This window comes from Alcanivorax sp., from assembly GCF_040119285.1.
Lineage (GTDB): Bacteria > Pseudomonadota > Gammaproteobacteria > Pseudomonadales > Alcanivoracaceae > Alcanivorax.
The window spans coordinates 364,767-381,449 of record NZ_JBEDTY010000032.1; the positions used below are offsets into that span (position 1 = coordinate 364,767).

Here is a 16,683-nt window from a genome sequence, read left to right on the forward strand (position 1 = left end):
ATATCTCGCTGTCATGGCGCTGATGTCGTGTGATTTCCTGAATTTTCGGTTCAACTCGCCGTTTCCGGTACAGCGGTGGGGATTATCTTGTTCCTGGTAATATTGATAGAGCAGGGCTGGGCGTTACCTCCCAGCCACAACCGGGCCTTGAGCGAGTTCTGAGGGGAATGGCGCTCGCATCAATCATTTCGCCACCAGCCTGGTAATGGTGATGATGGTGGCCAGAATAGTGCATTAAAACCATGTGTTTTTTTGCTTTGCACTTTATTGGCCCTTGGTAAGCCTCTGTGGTGATTTTTTGCAAGCTAATGGGGGCATGTTTTGGCACAGGACTTGCTGCTTTATGAGTTAGCAGTACAAGGACGATGCCTTTAGCGTGCTTTATTACCAGGGACAATGCCATGCGTTCATTAAAGTTGCCGGCAGTGCCCGGTTTCGATGAGATGATAGCGCCAGGCGGTGAGGTACGACCTCACTACACGAGCTATCACGATTGGTTGCTCCGACAGGACCGAAGCTTACTGCTACGTAAGCGCAAGGAAGCAGAGCTGCAGTTTCATCGCGTAGGTATTACCTTCAATGTTTACGGCGAAGAAAGCGGCACCGAACGACTTATTCCCTTTGATACCTTGCCGCGTGTCTTGCCTGCCAGTGAGTGGAGCTTGCTGGAGCGAGGTGCTATTCAGCGTGTTAAAGCACTGAATCTTTTCCTGCATGATATTTACCACGACCAGAATATTATTCGCGACGGACGTATTCCCGCAGAGCAGATTTTCGGAAATGCCCAATATCAGCCTTGTATGCAGGATGTGGATCTCCCCAATCAGGTGTATTCGCAAATCAGCGGAGTCGACCTTATTCGCGACGGTGAAGGTTCCTGGTTTGTGTTGGAAGACAACCTGCGCACCCCTTCCGGGGTAAGCTATATGATCGAAAACCGGCGCATGATGATGCGTCTTTTTCCTGCTCTGTTTGCCGGACTGAGCGTGGCGCCGGTTGAGCACTATCCAACGTTATTGCTTGAGACACTGCAGCAAAGTGCCAGCCACAGCCATCCCTGTGTTGTGTTACTCACGCCGGGACAGTTGAACAGTGCTTACTTCGAGCATGCCTTCCTGGCCCAGCAGATGGGCATCGAATTGGTAGAAGGTGCCGACCTGTTTGTAAAGAATGGCTATGTCTATATGCGGACTACGGCTGGCCCGCAGAAGGTGGACGTGATTTATCGGCGTATTGATGATGCGTTTCTTGATCCACTCGCGTTTCGTTCGGATTCCATGCTCGGCGTTCCCGGATTGATCTCGGTTTACCGTCAGGGGAACGTGGTGCTGGCCAATGCGGTGGGCACCGGAGTGGGCGATGACAAATCTATCTATCCCTATGTGCCGGATATGATTCGGTTCTATCTTGATGAAGAGCCCATTCTATCCAATGTCCCTACTTGGCAATGCCGAAAAAAAGACGAACTGAAAGTAGTGCTGGAAAAATTACCGGAGCTGGTTGTTAAAGAGGTTCATGGCGCCGGTGGTTACGGGATGCTGGTGGGGCCAGCCGCCAGCGAAACAGAAATTGAATCGTTTCGGGCGCGGTTGTTGGCTGATCCCGATAATTATATTGCACAACCCACTTTGTCATTGTCCACATGCCCGGTCTTTGTTGAGGAAGGTATTGCCCCACGACACATTGACCTGCGCCCTTTTGTGCTCAGTGGTAACGAACCGCGAGTCGTGCCGGGCGGGTTGACACGGGTTGCGCTCAAACCCGGTTCCTTGGTAGTGAATTCTTCACAGGGGGGCGGTACAAAGGATACTTGGGTGTTGGAGAGTGGGGAGGGCAGCACATGCTGAGCCGTACTGCATCTGACCTATACTGGCTGTCACGTGATGTCGAACGGGCAGAAAATACTGCTCGGGTGCTGGATGTGGTGTGGAATCTGTCACTGATTCGTTACGCCGTCGATACCCAGCAGGAAATTACAGCGCCACTGTCCATTACCGGTACCTGGGATGACTATAGCGCCCGTTATGGCAAGGTAACCACGAATAATGTGTTGTACTTTTTTACCCTTGATCCTGATAGCCCTGCCAGCATTTATTCCTGTCTTCGTCAGGCCCGAGCCAGCGCTCATGCGGTGCGAGGAAAAATCACCTCAGAAATGTGGGAAAGCGTTAATGGTACCTGGCTAGAGCTTAAGGAAATCAGTCAAACCGGGTTGCAGGACTATGGTGAAACCGCTTTCTTCGAGTGGGTAAAGAATCGATCACACCTGTTCCGTGGGGCCACCTATGGCACCCTGATGAGAAGCGATACTTTTCGTTTTTTGCGCTTGGGGACCTTTATTGAAAGAGCGGATAACACCGCTCGTATTCTCGATGTTAAACACCGGGAAGAAGAAACGGAGAGTGATTCCACGGTGGATTATTACCGTTGGCATGCCTTGCTTCGTTCATTGGGGGGCTACGAGGCTTTCCGCGAAATGTTCAGCGAAACCATTAATGCCGAGCGCGTTGCCGAGTTGTTGATTCTCAGGCCAGAAGTTCCCCGATCGTTGTTGTCGTGCTTGCAAATGTTGTGTGAGCTTTTGCCTGCCATTGAAGGAGAGGCAGGGCTTGAGGCTAAACGCCTAGCAGCCGTGCAGCTTGCTCGTCTTCAATATGGCGACATGGAACATATTCTTGCCATTGGATTGCATGATTACCTGACTGATTTCTTGCGCCGGATTAATGAACTGGCTGACACCATTCAAAGTGAATACTTGGAGCTGGTATGGAATTAACAATACGACACAGCACGCAATACCGTTATTCCGAACGGGTTAAACACAGTACCCAGTACCTGCGACTGACACCTAGGCCCTCGCAACGACAAAAAGTGCTGAACTGGACAATGGACTTGCCTGAACAGGCAGAGGAAGTGTCCGATGGGTATAACAATATACTTCACGTGCTGACTCTGGATAGGCCCCATCAGGCTATTAACTTGACGGTACATGGACAGGTTGAGATTACGGATGAGGATAGTGAAGATGCCGATCAGCGCCTTTCTCCGCTGGTTTTTACACGTCACACGGCGTTAACAGAGGCGGATGACTGCTTAGAAGAACTGGCCCACCGATATGATGGGATGTCAGCGGCGCGCCATCTGGAAAATCTGAGCGAAACAATACTCAGTGGGATGCCTTTTACACCAGGGGCAACGCACGTAGGAAGCCGGGCCAGTGACGCCTGGAACTTGCAAAAAGGAGTTTGTCAGGATCATACCCACGTGTTTTTGGCGTGTTGCCGTGCACTTGGAATGCCGGCGCGTTATGTCAGCGGCTATCTGTACAGTCGCGATTCAGAGCATGTGGCTAGCCATGCATGGGCTGAAGTTTGGCATGATGACAGTTGGCATACCTTCGATGTTACCAATCAGACGTGTTTGCCGCGCCAGCATCTGAAACTGGCGGTGGGCATGGATTACCTAGATGCTTGTCCTGTTCGTGGGGTCCGCTTCGGCGGCGGAGTAGAGTCGCTGGAAGCTGTGGCATGGGTCAGTGAGACCGTGCCTTTACAATCTCAGTGATAACAAGGAGTACCACTGCATGACGTATTGTGTAGCCATGGGGCTGGAGCACGGGCTGGTCTTTGCGGCTGATTCACGCACCAATGCCGGAGTAGATCAGATCGCCACCTATCGCAAGCTTCACAAGTTCGAAGTAGCAGGTGAGCGCGTTGTTGTGATTCTCAGCGCGGGCAATCTGGCAACGACCCAGAGTGTGATTAGCCTGCTTAACATGCGTTTGGGTAGTGACCAGCCCAACCTTCATGGTATGTCCTGCATGTACGATGTTGCCAGCGTGGTAGGTAGCACCTGCCGGGAGGTGATCATGCGTGACTCCGGGCAAAACCAGGGCAGCGTGGATTTTGGCAGCAGTTTCATTGTTGGGGGCCAAATACAAGGCGAAGCTCCACGGCTTTTTCTGGTTTACCCAGAAGGCAATTTCATTGAGAGCACACCCGATACTCCCTATTTCCAGATCGGTGAAACCAAGTACGGCAAGCCCATCTTGGACCGTGTGGTGGACTATTCACTCCCCCTAAAAGATGCAGCCAAATGTGCACTTATCAGCTTGGACTCTACCATCCGATCCAACTTATCGGTGGGTTTGCCTCTTGATGTGCTGCTCTACGAGAAAGACAGTCTCTGCCTGAATAATCACCATAATGTCACGGAGAACGATATGCATTTCCTGGCCTTGGGTGAGGCTTGGTCGCAAGGGCTACGTGAAGCCTTTTCTTGTTTGCCTGATATGCAGTGGTAAGCCAGCGGATTGAGCAGAGCTACTGGGGAAGATGGCAGTAATGGTTACCGGCTCGGCTTATCCGGGCCCCTGCGTGGAAACGCGAAATCGTGCCATAACGGGTCGGCGTGATCAAAATGCGAAATAGATATGGCCGCCCCTGATTCGGGGCGGCCTCTTTGTGTTAACACGAGCATTTATTACAATTACGGTCTCTGCCTGCAGGATCATAGCCGTTGCGTGTCACTTATCCACATTGTCGTAAAACATGTAGCGCGCTGTTTCGTATTGGCCACGGGCAAGCTTGAATAGTTGCTCAAAAACCTCAGGATGTTGTGCGGCTTCGTCTCGGCTTGGGGTGTCACTATGCAGATCATGCAGGGTGGCATTGCTGCCATCCGCATTCATTTGCACTAGAAAATTTTTTGTCACCATGCCGTAGATCGGACTGGGGCCTTCCCTCAGCACCACAAAATTGGCGCGATCGCCTTCGGGAGCAGGAATTTGGAAGTCCCGACCAAGGGTGGTGTTTGGATATTGCAGCCCTAGCATGCCGGCTATGGTGGGGAGCACGTCCACCAGGCCTACGGATTCCTTGATGACCCTGGGTTTAAGATACTTGGGGGCATACAGGATGTGTGGCACATGGTTGCTCTCTAATCCCAGCTGATCCATGGCTGGCATGTGGGGCAAGGTAGTGATGCGATTACTGTGATCGCCGAAGAACACGAAGAGGGTGTTGTCGAAGTAATCACTTTCTTTGGCCCACTTAATGTATTCCCCTACGTTGTAATCCAGCAGGCGTACTGCGTTGAACTGGGCTGCGCTGCGGAAGCCGAACTTGGCTAACTCTTCATCGGACAGATCCGTGCGGGGTTTGAAATCACCGTTATTCTCAGGAAGGGTGAAAGGACGATGGTTGCCTGCGGTTTGGATAAAGGCAAAGAACGGCTGATCTTCTGGCAGGTCAGCGAGAATTTGGTTCGATTCCCGGAACAGGTTCAGGTCGGAAATGCCCCAGACATCTACGTCCGGGGATTGCCAGTCACCTTCTTCATGCAGTTCGAGTCCGTCAATGGTTTGTTGCACCAAGCCATCCAGGTTAGCCCAGCCAGCATTCCCGCCAATGAAATAGAATTTTCGGTATCCCTCAAATGCGTTCAGCACTGTGCGTTGGTGGCTGGTTAGCGGGTTGCGACTGGCGCTTTCAGTTGGGGCTACATCCGGGATACCGGTAAACGTGGCCCATATCGTTTTAGCGGTGCCGGTCACTGGGACATAGAAATGCTCGAAACGCCAGCCATCGTGGCCCAGCTGGTCCAAGTTCGGGGTGCTTTCAACGGGCAAGCCGTAACTGCTGACACGGCTGGCGCCCAGCGACTCAAGCATGATGAAAACCACATTTGGGGGGCGGTCATAATCGAGCTTGTGACTCTGTACATCCAGCATGCGCGTAAAATTCAAATCCTGACGTTTATCTTCGGGAATGCCAAGGTGATCGGCAATCAGGGGGTAATACTCGGTAACTTTTTCCTCATCAAAGGGGGAAACAGGGATGAGCAGAGTGTCGTGAAAGTAGAGGACCGGATTCAGTCCCAAGGAGCCAATAGCCCGGTCTCCGGAGGCAAAGGCTTCACTCCAGCGAAGCGGGATCGGATTGAGAATGTTGATGTTGCTGACTCGGCCAAGAATGGCAAAGAAGAAAAGAGTGAAACAAACCAACAACCCGGCAGTGGCCTGTAGCCAAGAAATTTTTGTGGCAGGGCGTTGCAGCAACTTGTGCTCGGCTATTCTGGCGAGCCAATAACAAACCGCTACGCCGGCAATTAAGCCCAAGGTAATCCAGATTACCGGATAACTTTCCCAGACCATCAACGTGGAGTCCCGAGTATCTTTCAAGAAACGCAGGGCAGTCACGTTGAGTCGTTCGCCCAAATAGGCATAGTGGCCTAAATCAAGAATATAGGTGAGGCCGAGCAGGGCCAAAACAATGATCAGGTAGCTATGGGCAAGAAACCGCATCAGGCCGTTGTTTAGTAAGTTGACCCGTGGCAGATAAGCCAAGGCGGCCAACGGCAGCATTATTAACAGAGCGAGCCGCAAGTCAAAACGCAGGCCAATGCCCAAAGCACTGAGCACGGCTTCAGAGTCTGCGGCTGTTGAGGATGAGATCTCTGAAAAGCCAAAATAAAAGACGACACGTAGCACAACCATCAACGAGAAAAAGAGGGCGGTGATGGCCAGCAGATACTGCAGACGTCGGGATTTCAACCAGGTCATGCCATTGTCTCCATACTGGCGAAACTAAAAAAGGGGCGCCTATGCTACCGGCAAGGGCCATCAAGCGCATGGGAAAACACGTTTTTCGGCTGTTTTATGTGCACTGTTGCTGGTTATGGCGCCGTTGATCCTCTTTGCGACGGCATAATGACTTTTACTGGCTTCGCAGGAATGGTAAATAAAGCACCGCAAATTCAATATACGCAGAAGTGAGAGACCATGACATTCGATGAGATTCTAGCCACGGTTGATGGCAAGGGTAACGCCGCGTTTCCAGAAGGGTGGGGGCAGGGCCGGACCTTATTTGGTGGTTTGGTGGGGGCGGTGCTGTTTGAACATTTAGAAAAAACCGTGGCTCGCGGACGGTTTCTACGCAGCTTTTCTCTCTCTTTTGTCGCGCCTGCGGTGCCGGGTCCGGTGGCACTGGACGAGACAGTGTTTCGAGAAGGAAAATCCGTTATGCAGGCCATGGTCTCCGCCCGTCAAGGTGAGCAGGTGGTAGCGGTTATGCTGGCCAGCTTTGGGGTCAGTCGGGAATCCAGTGTAGTGGTAGAAGGGCCATCGGCGCCAACGATGAAATCTCCAGAGCAGAGCATTTCGGTACCGTTCATCAAAGGGTTGACGCCGGATTTCTTTTCCCACTTTAATATTCGCTACGCAGAAGGCATGCCACCTTTCAGTGGCAGTTCGGAGCCAGATTACGGTGGCTATATGGGTTTCACTGTGCCGCCAGAAACCATGAGCACGGCAGCGCTGATTGCGCTGGTGGATACTTGGGCGCCTTCAGTTTTGCCTCTGCTCAAAAAGCCAGCGCCAGCCAGTTCCTTGACGTGGACTATGGAGCTCTTGGATGACCCTAGGGCCCGCTCGCCGGAGACTTTATGGCAATACCGGGTAAACACGGACCAATGTAGTGATGGCTACGGCCAAAGCCAGGCGGTGATTTGGGATGCGGAGGGCAAGGCGGTGGCATTGAGTCGACAGACCTTTACGGTATTTGCATGAAGCCGTAGCGGACGCTACGGGCAAGCGTGGACTTTAGGGAAGCCTCTGTACCGTTGCGGTCGCTTGTCAGTCTCTGGAGGCACCCTGAATACGCAGTTCCAGGCTAGTTCGCCCCTCGCGTCGGGTAATGAGGGGCGCGTTTTTGAGGGCCTGCTGGCTGGCTATCATTGTGTCGCTTCAACCCGCTCAGTTTTATCAGTCATGCTGAAAGTGAAAAAAGCCGCTCGCGCTATTAATCGATTCAGACGTTGGCACTGGTGGTCGCCTCACCAAGGAACTGCTGGCGATGCTGGGCGGACTGTAAAGAATAGGCCAGGGGGCGATGCAGTTCGCTGATCAGCGTCTGCTGTTCCTGATCGAAGCTTTGGGTGTTGGCAATTTCTATGATGCCTAGAGGGTGCTCATCCTGGATCAACGGCCAGAGTAGCACGGCTCCTGGGGGGCTTTTTCCCTGCCCGGTTTCCAGATCCAGATAATGCTCTGGGACCTGATGCTGCTGTATCAACAAACGTTGATCCAGGGCCGCGCCGAGTAAGCCTTCACTGGCGGGTACTACTTCTCTGGCCTGGGCTTCGCCGCTCAGGCCCCAGCTGGCTTTGCGAACGAGCTGGGTACCTTCCAGTACGTAGGCTGCGCCGATTTTCGCACCTACGTGCTGGACTAAATAACCCAGCACCCGTTCGAGTAATTGCGAGGGAGTCAGATTACCGGCGATTTGCCCCATAAAGAGATTGAGCTGTTGCTGTCGGTTGGCCTCTTTCTCTGCCTGTGCGCGCCAGCGATTCAGTTGTGCGGATTCGTGTGCTAGCAACAAATTGTTGGCGAAGTTACGCCGGGCGCTGATGTCCAGAATATAGCCGTTCACAGTGCAGATAATCAGTGGAATGGAGAAGGACAGCATCATTAACAGAAGATGAATGTTGAGCGCTGTAATCACGCTAATCGCGAGGGCAAACACCGCAGCGATGATGGCGGTAATTAAGGTTTGCCGTGGTGGCAAGCGTAGAATAGAGAACGCGATAATAAGTAGGTAGATGCTTTCAAAGGATGAAACTTGCCCTGGGAAGCTACTATTGAAGCGAATGCCCCCCAGAATGGTGCCTGAGAGTGACAACCACAAAGCCAGATACATGACGCTAATGGCGTGTGGGCGCAACCAGTCTAAACGGGTGCAGCACCAGAGGCCTACCAAAGCCACGGCAATGGGGTACACACCATAATTGCGCCAGGCTGCCATTTCCGGTGTTTTTACTATTAGGATAACGGGCACTACCACGAGCAGGTAAAGGCCAAGCATCAGATAGATTGAGCGATTGATCAGATCCAGTGTGCGGTCATGAGAGTGTTGCTTATAGCGCTGCTCTAGGTCGCGATCAAACTGAACCATAAAGGTATTGAGTGCATCGCGAAGAATGCTTTCCTGTTGTGGGTCGATGGTCTGGTCGGTCTGGAATTGCTCTGCGTCGTTCATGACGTAACCTGATTATTCTTTGTTATGTTTTTGTTGCCCGCGCTTATGTTGATTCCGATACGATCACAGCGCACTATTTCCAGTGGAATCAAGGCGCATACTATGGGTTTTTTAATCGCTCCCTAGTGCTACCTTATACAACAATGCCCACATCTGACAGGAAACATCATGACCGATACTGCCCGATTTGAACAAGCCCAGAAAGATGTTAAAACCCTTGATAGCAAACCGTCCAATAATGACTTGCTGTTTCTTTATGCCCATTTCAAGCAGGGCAGCACGGGCGATGTGTCTGGCAAGCGCCCAGGAATGATGGATATGGTGGGACGTGCCAAGTATGACGCTTGGGCCAAGTTGAAAGGGTTGAGTGCGGACGAAGCCAAAGGCAAATATATCGACAAGGTGGACGCTTTGTTGAAAAGCCATAAAAGCTGATTGCTTACCGTGGTGAGTGCGTCATGCACTCACCATCCGCTATTCCCTAGCCTGTATTGCCTTTAGGGTTTGTTTTGTCGTAACCGGTTGCACATCCCGCTGCCAAGTATTTCTCCACGTTTTTACCCCGCTAACGGGTCTTTTCAGGGTGTTGTGCTTCTAGCGTCGGACGTTGGCGCATAGAGGCTGGACACGCCAGGTGTATCCGCCCGCCCGTTAGGGGCGTTTCGGTGCAACCAATGATTTCAGCAAAGTCCGTACTCTGCGCCAACGGTTGACCAGCAAAGAGATAAAAATGAGAGCGCAGCCCGCCAGCTGGATCCAGGTCATGTGTTCGCCGAACCAGGCCGCTGCAATTAATGCTGTCCACATGGGTTCCAGCACCATGATCACTACACCGTGGCTGTGGAGGGAAAGACTTTGGGCATAGGTCTGAACCAGAAAACGCAGCGCCGTGCCAATGCTGGCACTGAGCACAATCCACATCACCAGTGAGGGGGTCATCGACGTAAACACCGGGCCCCAGGGTTCGTTGAAGGCTGACAGCGTACCGGTCACCAGAGCCACCACGGCCAACACGACGGTAGTCAGTGCCATGGCCGGTATACGTGGGTGTTCGATACGCTCACCGCTGGCTGATTGGATGGCGATAGTATTGGCCGCGCGAGTATTGAGGTTGAAGTACAGTGCAAAGATGGTCGCGGCAGCCACAAAACAGAGCTGGCCCACATCTAGGTGCAATCCTTGCTCAAGTGATAGCAGGGCCAAGCCACCAGCAGCCACAGGCAAGGCCAGCCAAGTGCTGGTGGGCACCGTTTCGGCAAAGACAATACGGGCAATCACTGGCACCAGCACCACTCCCAAGCTGGTCAGGAAGGCGCCTTCGCCCACGTGATCACCCACCGCTAGGCCGACAATCCAGAAACTCATCGCGGTGCCGAATACCAGCCCCACGCGCGCGCTGCGTATCAGCTGCTGGCGCGATAGCCGGCGCAGCTGGCGATGGGCTATGCAGCCTAGCAGCACAGAGGCTAGCAAAAAGCGCAGTGACATGAACAACAAGGGAGGCATGGCCAGTACGGCTTCTTTGGAGAACATCCAGCTGATGGCAGCCAGAAGGGTGACCACTAGAAGCAGCAGATCGGCTTTATGAGCTTGGCTAATAGTCACTGAGCAGGGTTCGCAGTTGAGACAGACCGGCGATGGTAGCACAGGCGTGGTGGCGGGTAATGGCCAGTGAAATGTCGCTTTCATGGTCAGAGTAGATACCATCGCACAACACAAATGACCGATTGTACGAGGACAATGGATGTTTGCAGCCTGGAAAAATTGGCGTGATGCCCGACGCGTTAAAAAAATGGGCTATACCCGCGAGGAGTGGGAAGCCGCTGTAGCTGACTGGCCATTAATGGTTCGATTTGAGGGGCAAGAGCGGCAGGCACTGTTTGATCTGTCGCTGCGCTTTCTGGCCCGCAAAAGCATTGCGCCTGGCGGCGGCTTTGCCTATACCGATGCCATGTGCCTGAAAGTGGCCGCCATGGCCTGCGTGCCGATTCTGTACCTAGGGTTGGACTGGTATGACGGTTGGTACACGGTGATCTTGTACGAGGGCGCGTTCATTCCCAACCGTCCTCACCTCAGTGAGGACGGCGTAGTGCATGCCCAGGGCCCGGTGTTGGCCGGAGAAGCCTGGCACCAGGGCCCGGTTATTCTCTCTTGGGACGCGATTGTTGAGGCTTGTGCCCCAGAGAATCAAGCCAGTAATGTGGTGATTCATGAGATGTCCCACAAACTGGATATGCGCCGCAATGGCGCCAACGGCAGGCCGCCATTGCATACCGGGATGGACCCGAAGCAATGGCATGAAACCTTCACCGCGTGCTGGGAAGCGCTGCTGAGCGATTATCAGCACCACCGGCACATGCCGGTGGATGCCTATGCGCTGACCGGCCCGGGGGAATTTTTTGCGGTGTGCAGCGAGGCGTTTTTCGAAGGGCCGGATCAACTTTATAAGGATTGGCCAGCGCTGTATCGTTTACTGGCTCAGTTCTATCGTCAGGGAGAGCGACCATGAAGTTTATTTTCGAAGTGCGGGTGAAGCCCGGTTTTAGCGTGGATGAGTACGCTAAGGGTTGGGTGGAGGCCAGTGAAATTATTCAGCAAAGTGCTGGGGCAAAAGGGACTTACCTGCACCGCAAGATTGGCTACTCTGATACGGTGCTGGCCATCGCTCACTGGGAGAGCAAGGCACACCGTGATGCCAAAGACGATAGCCGTAGCGCAAAGGTAAAAGCGATTCTGGAAAAGCACGCCAAGGTGGTTGAGGTCAGCGTGATCGGCGAGTACGACGAGCCGCAGTGGCAGGTGTTGCCGCCGAGCAAGGCTGAGTGAGACAGGGTTGGTCAAAAGTAAACAAGGGGGCAAGTAGCGAGCGCCCCTGTGCTGGAGTAGTAGCCTGCAACAGGGGCGGTTGCTTTAGGAATCAGCCTTCCGGCAGGGTGATATTCAATTCTAGAATTTCACACCCGGATTCCCGGTCTACCTGGACGTTCACGGCGTCTTGGTCCACGGGAACATATTTGCGGACCACCTGAAGCAGCTCTTCTTGCAGCTGCGGCAGATAATCTGGACCACCGCGTGTGGAGCGTTCGCGGGCCACAATGATCTGCAAGCGCTCTTTCGCCACTGATGCCGTGTTCTGCTTTTTGGGAAGCAAATAACTAAAGATGCTCATCCGTTAGCCTCCAAACAGACGGCCGAATAGACCTTTCTTATTAGTGGTGATAAAGCGATGCGGCAATTGCTCGCCTAGGAAGCGTGCCACGGCGTCGCTATACGCTTGTCCTGCATCGGAATCCGTGTCCAGAATTACCGGGCTACCAGCGTTACTGGCATTGAGTACGGCCTGGGATTCCGGCACTACGCCGAGTAATTCGATGGCAAGGATTTCCTGCACGTCTTCCACGGAGAGCATCTGCCCGTTTTCCACCCGTTCCGGGGAGTAGCGGGTAAGCAACAGGCGGGCGGGGATATCCCCATCACCCTGCTCGGCATGGCGAGTCTTGCTGGCGAGGATGCCGATGATACGGTCGGAGTCCCGCACGCTGGAGACTTCCGGGTTGGTGACGACGACGGCTTCGTCGGCGAAATAGGCCGCCATAAGGGCGCCTTTTTCGATGCCGGCAGGGCTGTCGCAGATGATGTAATCCATCTGCATGTCGTCACGCAGGGCGGTTAGTACGCTTTCCACACCTTCGATGGTAAGGGCGTCCTTGTCGCGGGTCTGAGAGGCCGGGAGGATGAACAGGTTGTCCACCTTCTTGTCCTTGATCAGTGCTTGCTTGATGTTGGCATCGCCACTAATCACGTTGACCAGATCATAGACCACACGGCGTTCGCACCCCATGATCAGGTCCAGATTGCGCAGGCCTACATCGAAATCAATCACAGTGGTTTTAAAACCGCGCAGGGCAAGGCCTGTGGCCAGCGCTGCGCTGGTGGTGGTTTTGCCGACGCCACCCTTGCCGGATGTCACGACCACGATCTTCGTCACGCTCTTCTCCTTACCTTCATGTTTTATGCACGCTAGTTCAGCGCGGTAAAATGCATCGCATCGCCCTGCATGCACAGATGCACAGGCTTGTTACGGTATGACTCGGGCAGATCTTCGGCTACCCGGTAATGGCCGGCAATGGATACCAGTTCAGCATTCAGTTGCTGGCAAAAAATACGCGCGCTAGTGTCGCCGCGAACACCGGCCAGGGCGCGGCCACGCAAGTTGCTGTAAACGTGGATGTTTCCGTCGGCCATGATTTCGGCACCAGTGCTAACCGGGGCCAGCACAATCAGATCGCCACGGCTGTAAACCTGCTGACCGGAGCGCACCGGCTGGTCGATCACCATGGTTTCAACGTGTTGGGCTGCGGGCGTGGTTTCGGGCGCGCCCTCGTTGCTGGCCGGTTCAGGTTCGGTGCGTCGGGGTACCTCACGGCCGCCCGCCAGGCTTAGGGTACCTAAGCCCAGCATCGATGCGGTATCTGCGTCTATATGTTCACTGCGGGCCAGAGCCACCAGGTTCACCCCCAAGCTGCGCAGGGTGTCTACGGCCGCCATCAGAGCCACAGGGTCGCTGTCCAGCTCAGGGCTGACATCGATCACCACCGGGGCCTCCTGCAGCCACTGGGCGGCATCCTCCAGACGTTGGCTCACCTGCTGGTGAAGCACGTTGGCATCCAGGTTTTTCAGCTGGAGGACCGTCATCATTAGCATGCGGCCTTTGAATTCGATTGCGGTTTTTTCTTCAACGACTGCTGTCATTACTGACCTGTTGTCCGAGGGGCAAAGGGAGGCGTAATAGTGCTCCGGGCCCGGTGGGGCATAATTTGGGCAAGACTAGACGAAAGCGATCATGCGTAAAAGCGGTAAAAGGATGATCTGAATGTTAAATCTGTCTGAAATCGAGCAGGCAGGGAGTTAACTGCTGGAAAAAGCGGCATTTTGGCGAAGAATGCGAGTGTTGCGTTTTTGTGAAAATGAGCACTGGTTAATGTTTGTGTGGGAGGGGGAGCCGCTTTTCCTTTCAAGATAGGCCGCTTCATAAACTTCAAAAGGTATGGTGAGGGAAAAGTAGAGGGGCGCAGTGGTGTTGGCCACTGTGCCCCTGGGGGGTTATATCATTGGCCGTTCTGCGTGGACTTGCACCTCCTTCAGATCCTTGTCAAAGGCGTCGGTGAGCAGGCAATCGTAACGCATGGCGTCGTACTCATTGATGGCATCCACCTGGTTCTCATCGATGATGCCTTTGCGCGCCGCATCCTGAAGTTTTTCCAATACGGTCTTGCCTTCCAGCTGACCTTTGCCCTCTGCTTTCAGATACGCCAGGAACCCAGGCTCCACTTCCAGCAGTTTGTTGAAGGTGGCTTCTACGCGGCCAATGGAATCTTCCGGATCCTGGGAAATATAGGCCGGTTCTGCCAAGGCATCGCGTACTGAGCTAGGTTCCATGATCATTTTCCCAAGAGTGCGAATCTGATCATCGCTTGGCGCCTGAGCCTTGCATGGCCGACCCAGCGGGAAGAACAGACGCTTAAGCACATGGCCGACACCGAAGAAACCAAAGTTGCTGGTGAAGGCGTCGAGAGAATCGTGGGCTCGACTGAAGGCCATGCGCAAAGCGTAATGCGCGTGGGCATCGTTAGCTTCGTCGCGGGGCAGGGTAGCGTGGTACTTGAGAATGGCACAGGCGATCAGCAGTTGGCTGTGCACATCCCCCAGGCGGGCGGACAGCAGCTCACGCCGTTTGAGGTCGCCGCCCAGCAGGGCAAGGGCCATGTCCGAGGTGCTGGCCAGCACCGCACTGTAACGGCTGATCAGGCGATACCAGGGGGCACTGAAGGCATCGGCATTGCCCGGGGCGTCGGACAGGTAGGGGCTGGCTAATGCCTGGGCAATGGCACTGCTGATATTACCCAGGGTATGGCTTGCGTGAGAGAAGAACAGAGCATCAAAATCCTGCAGCCCCTGCTCTTTGTCTTCCGCCTGAATGGCTTGTAGTTCATCGTAAAGGAACGGGTGACAACGCATGGCCCCTTGGCCAAAGATCATCAACGAGCGAGTGAGAATATTGGCGCCTTCCACGGTGATGGCAATAGGCGCGGACTGATAGGGCAGGGCCAAGAAGTTCCTTGGGCCCAGCTGGATGCCACGACCGCTGGCGATATCCATGCCGTGATTGATCAGTTCGCGCATCATTTCGGTGGCATGGTACTTGGCCATGGCCGTAACCACAGATGGAGCACCGTCTTCCAGTGAGCGGGTTACCAGATGACGGTAGGCTTCCAGAGTATACGCCAGTGCAGCCACATTCGCAGACGCTTCCTGCACCCCTTCGAATTCACCTACAGCAGTATTGAACTGGCGACGGATGCGCCCAAAGGCGCCGGTGGTGCGGTAGCCCATTTCGCCACTGGCCGTGGCCAGCGCAGGCAGAGAGACGCCGCGGCCAGCACCGAGACACTCAATCAGCATGCGCCAGCCACGACCTGCCATATCCGGCCCACCGATGATGGCATCCAAGGGTACGAACACATCTTTGCCGTTGATGGGGCCGTTCATGAACGGTGAACCAGGGTAGTGCCGGCGACCGATTTCCACACCTTTTGTATCGGCGGGAATCAGTGCACAGGTAATGCCCAAGTCCTCATTATCACCGAGCAGCTTTTCCGGGTCATACAGTTTGAAGGCCAAGCCGACTACCGTGGCTACGGGGGCCAGGGTGATCCAGCGTTTGGCGAAGTTCAAGCGCATGCCCAGCACTTCCTTGCCGTCAAACGTGCCTTTGCAGATGATCCCGGTATCGGGGATAGCCCCTGCATCGGAGCCGGCTTCTGGCCCAGTGAGCCCAAAGCAGGGGATCTCATCGCCCTTGGCGAGGCCGGGCAGCCAGCGGTCTTTTTGTTCCTGAGTGCCGTATTTAGCCAGCAGTTCACCGGGGCCAAGGGAGTTGGGCACCATGGCGGTAACAGCAGCGGTAAGCGAGCGAGTGGCGATTTTGCTCATGATGCGACTTTGTGCGTAGGGCGAGAAAGCCTTGCCACCATACTCGGTAGGAATAATCAGGCTGAAGAAGCCCTTGTGCTTGAGGAAATCCCAGACTTCCTCAGGCAGGTCGCGCAGCTCGTGAAAGATTTGCCACTCATCCAGCATGTCACACAGTTCAACCACTTCGTTATCAATGAAAGATTGCTCGTCATCGGTGAGGGTGGTGAACTGGATATGGGCGAATTTTTCCCAATCTGGGCGGCCGGAGAACAAGTCGGCTTCGAACCAGGTGGTGCCCGCTTCAATGGCTTCCCGTTCAGTATCGCCAATGGCAGGCATAACCTTGGCCAACGCGTTGTAGACGGGTTTTGCAATAAACTTCTGTCGCAGGTCCACGTGGTTAAGCACAGTAACGCCTGCAGCGAGCAGAATCAGGGGGATGGGGTGAAACAGCCAAGACGCGAGGAAGCCGCAGAGCAGCCAAACGATAACGAAAACGGCACTGCCAATGCCTCGGCTGATTTGCTGATAGAAGAGGGTCATCAGCGTGGCAATTAACAACACAATAGCCAAGAGGCTAAGCATGGAGATCTCCTTTGCCTGGGGTGAATGCCTTCCAACATGCGGCTCCGGTCATGGAGAGGGCGCGAAACCGCCACCATGAACTGCA

The 16,683-nt window shown here is 54.1% G+C and carries 15 protein-coding genes; 8 read left to right on the top strand and 7 right to left on the bottom strand.

Annotated elements, in window-relative coordinates; genetic code table 11:
- The first annotated feature begins 401 nt into the window (after positions 1–401).
- From ABNH10_RS11090 to ABNH10_RS11105, 4 genes are read left to right on the top strand one after another with little or no spacing between them, the layout of a single operon-like run.
- Positions 402–1,847 (top strand): circularly permuted type 2 ATP-grasp protein, encoded by a 1,446-nt coding sequence (locus ABNH10_RS11090; RefSeq protein WP_349385989.1) that lies wholly within the window; start codon positions 402–404, stop codon positions 1,845–1,847.
- Positions 1,841–2,776, top strand: coding sequence for an alpha-E domain-containing protein (locus ABNH10_RS11095; RefSeq protein WP_349385990.1), 936 nt, complete (start codon positions 1,841–1,843; stop codon positions 2,774–2,776). The genes ABNH10_RS11090 and ABNH10_RS11095 overlap by 7 nt, the downstream gene beginning before the upstream one ends.
- Positions 2,767–3,564, top strand: a complete 798-nt coding sequence (locus ABNH10_RS11100) for a transglutaminase family protein (RefSeq protein WP_349385991.1) — start codon at positions 2,767–2,769, stop codon at positions 3,562–3,564. The genes ABNH10_RS11095 and ABNH10_RS11100 overlap by 10 nt, the downstream gene beginning before the upstream one ends.
- A gap of 19 nt (positions 3,565–3,583) precedes the next feature.
- Positions 3,584–4,303, top strand: a complete 720-nt coding sequence (locus ABNH10_RS11105; protein WP_349385992.1) for a proteasome-type protease — start codon at positions 3,584–3,586, stop codon at positions 4,301–4,303.
- A gap of 222 nt (positions 4,304–4,525) precedes the next feature.
- On the opposite strand, the gene ABNH10_RS11110 is transcribed toward ABNH10_RS11105, so the two are convergent.
- Positions 4,526–6,562 (bottom strand): LTA synthase family protein, encoded by a 2,037-nt coding sequence (locus ABNH10_RS11110; protein ID WP_349385993.1) that lies wholly within the window; start codon positions 6,560–6,562, stop codon positions 4,526–4,528.
- Between the two features lie 219 nt (positions 6,563–6,781).
- On the opposite strand from ABNH10_RS11110, the gene ABNH10_RS11115 reads away from it, so the two are divergent.
- The gene (locus ABNH10_RS11115; protein WP_349385994.1) at positions 6,782–7,567 is read left to right on the top strand and encodes an acyl-CoA thioesterase; all 786 of its coding nucleotides are present in this window, start codon (positions 6,782–6,784) and stop codon (positions 7,565–7,567) included.
- 241 nt (positions 7,568–7,808) lie between these two features.
- Here the strand turns inward: ABNH10_RS11115 and ABNH10_RS11120 are convergent, their stop codons facing one another.
- Positions 7,809–9,038 carry a GAF domain-containing protein gene (locus tag ABNH10_RS11120; protein ID WP_349385995.1) on the bottom strand — a complete coding sequence of 410 codons (1,230 nt, stop codon included), beginning with the start codon at positions 9,036–9,038 and terminating at the stop codon, positions 7,809–7,811.
- Positions 9,039–9,206: 168 nt separating this feature from the next.
- Between ABNH10_RS11120 and ABNH10_RS11125 the strand changes: the two genes are divergently transcribed.
- The gene (locus ABNH10_RS11125; RefSeq protein WP_011588397.1) at positions 9,207–9,473 is read left to right on the top strand and encodes an acyl-CoA-binding protein; all 267 of its coding nucleotides are present in this window, start codon (positions 9,207–9,209) and stop codon (positions 9,471–9,473) included.
- A gap of 216 nt (positions 9,474–9,689) precedes the next feature.
- Here ABNH10_RS11125 and ABNH10_RS11130 read toward each other — a convergent pair whose 3' ends face one another.
- Complete coding sequence (locus ABNH10_RS11130; RefSeq protein WP_502877128.1) at positions 9,690–10,727, bottom strand: DMT family transporter; 1,038 nt, start codon at positions 10,725–10,727, stop codon at positions 9,690–9,692.
- 55 nt (positions 10,728–10,782) lie between these two features.
- Here ABNH10_RS11130 and ABNH10_RS11135 point away from each other — a divergent pair, with 55 nt between their 5' ends.
- Together ABNH10_RS11135 and ABNH10_RS11140 are read left to right on the top strand one after the other, a co-directional pair.
- Positions 10,783–11,547, top strand: a complete 765-nt coding sequence (locus ABNH10_RS11135; protein WP_349385996.1) for a M90 family metallopeptidase — start codon at positions 10,783–10,785, stop codon at positions 11,545–11,547.
- A complete protein-coding gene (locus ABNH10_RS11140; protein ID WP_349385997.1) occupies positions 11,544–11,864 on the top strand; it encodes an antibiotic biosynthesis monooxygenase family protein in 321 nt (106 codons plus the stop codon). The genes ABNH10_RS11135 and ABNH10_RS11140 overlap by 4 nt, the downstream gene beginning before the upstream one ends.
- A gap of 91 nt (positions 11,865–11,955) precedes the next feature.
- Here ABNH10_RS11140 and minE read toward each other — a convergent pair whose 3' ends face one another.
- From minE to ABNH10_RS11160, 4 genes are all read right to left on the bottom strand, one after another.
- Positions 11,956–12,207 carry a cell division topological specificity factor MinE gene (gene minE, locus ABNH10_RS11145; RefSeq protein WP_011588401.1) on the bottom strand — a complete coding sequence of 84 codons (252 nt, stop codon included), beginning with the start codon at positions 12,205–12,207 and terminating at the stop codon, positions 11,956–11,958.
- A 3-nt stretch (positions 12,208–12,210) separates the two neighbouring features.
- The gene (gene minD / locus ABNH10_RS11150; protein WP_349385998.1) at positions 12,211–13,026 is read right to left on the bottom strand and encodes a septum site-determining protein MinD; all 816 of its coding nucleotides are present in this window, start codon (positions 13,024–13,026) and stop codon (positions 12,211–12,213) included.
- Between the two features lie 32 nt (positions 13,027–13,058).
- Positions 13,059–13,790: a septum site-determining protein MinC gene (gene minC, locus ABNH10_RS11155; protein WP_349385999.1), complete on the bottom strand. Its 732-nt coding sequence runs from the start codon at positions 13,788–13,790 to the stop codon at positions 13,059–13,061.
- 351 nt (positions 13,791–14,141) lie between these two features.
- A complete protein-coding gene (locus ABNH10_RS11160) occupies positions 14,142–16,598 on the bottom strand; it encodes an acyl-CoA dehydrogenase (RefSeq protein ID WP_349386000.1) in 2,457 nt (818 codons plus the stop codon).
- Positions 16,599–16,683: the final 85 nt, after the last annotated feature.

Bases quoted from the DNA above. Each gene is read 5' to 3' on its own strand.
- ABNH10_RS11095 (WP_349385990.1), top strand. From the start codon at position 1,841: ATGCTGAGCCGTACTGCATCTGACCTATACTGGCTGTCACGTGATGTC.
- ABNH10_RS11125 (WP_011588397.1), top strand. From the start codon at position 9,207: ATGACCGATACTGCCCGATTTGAACAAGCCCAGAAAGATGTTAAAACC.
- ABNH10_RS11105 (WP_349385992.1), top strand. From the start codon at position 3,584: ATGACGTATTGTGTAGCCATGGGGCTGGAGCACGGGCTGGTCTTTGCG.
- ABNH10_RS11135 (WP_349385996.1), top strand. From the start codon at position 10,783: ATGTTTGCAGCCTGGAAAAATTGGCGTGATGCCCGACGCGTTAAAAAA.
- ABNH10_RS11110 (WP_349385993.1), bottom strand. From the start codon at position 6,562: ATGACCTGGTTGAAATCCCGACGTCTGCAGTATCTGCTGGCCATCACC.
- ABNH10_RS11130 (WP_502877128.1), bottom strand. From the start codon at position 10,727: ATGAAAGCGACATTTCACTGGCCATTACCCGCCACCACGCCTGTGCTA.
- ABNH10_RS11115 (WP_349385994.1), top strand. From the start codon at position 6,782: ATGACATTCGATGAGATTCTAGCCACGGTTGATGGCAAGGGTAACGCC.
- minC (WP_349385999.1), bottom strand. From the start codon at position 13,790: ATGACAGCAGTCGTTGAAGAAAAAACCGCAATCGAATTCAAAGGCCGC.
- minE (WP_011588401.1), bottom strand. From the start codon at position 12,207: ATGAGCATCTTTAGTTATTTGCTTCCCAAAAAGCAGAACACGGCATCA.
- ABNH10_RS11160 (WP_349386000.1), bottom strand. From the start codon at position 16,598: ATGCTTAGCCTCTTGGCTATTGTGTTGTTAATTGCCACGCTGATGACC.
- ABNH10_RS11120 (WP_349385995.1), bottom strand. From the start codon at position 9,038: ATGAACGACGCAGAGCAATTCCAGACCGACCAGACCATCGACCCACAA.
- ABNH10_RS11090 (WP_349385989.1), top strand. From the start codon at position 402: ATGCGTTCATTAAAGTTGCCGGCAGTGCCCGGTTTCGATGAGATGATA.
- ABNH10_RS11140 (WP_349385997.1), top strand. From the start codon at position 11,544: ATGAAGTTTATTTTCGAAGTGCGGGTGAAGCCCGGTTTTAGCGTGGAT.
- ABNH10_RS11100 (WP_349385991.1), top strand. From the start codon at position 2,767: ATGGAATTAACAATACGACACAGCACGCAATACCGTTATTCCGAACGG.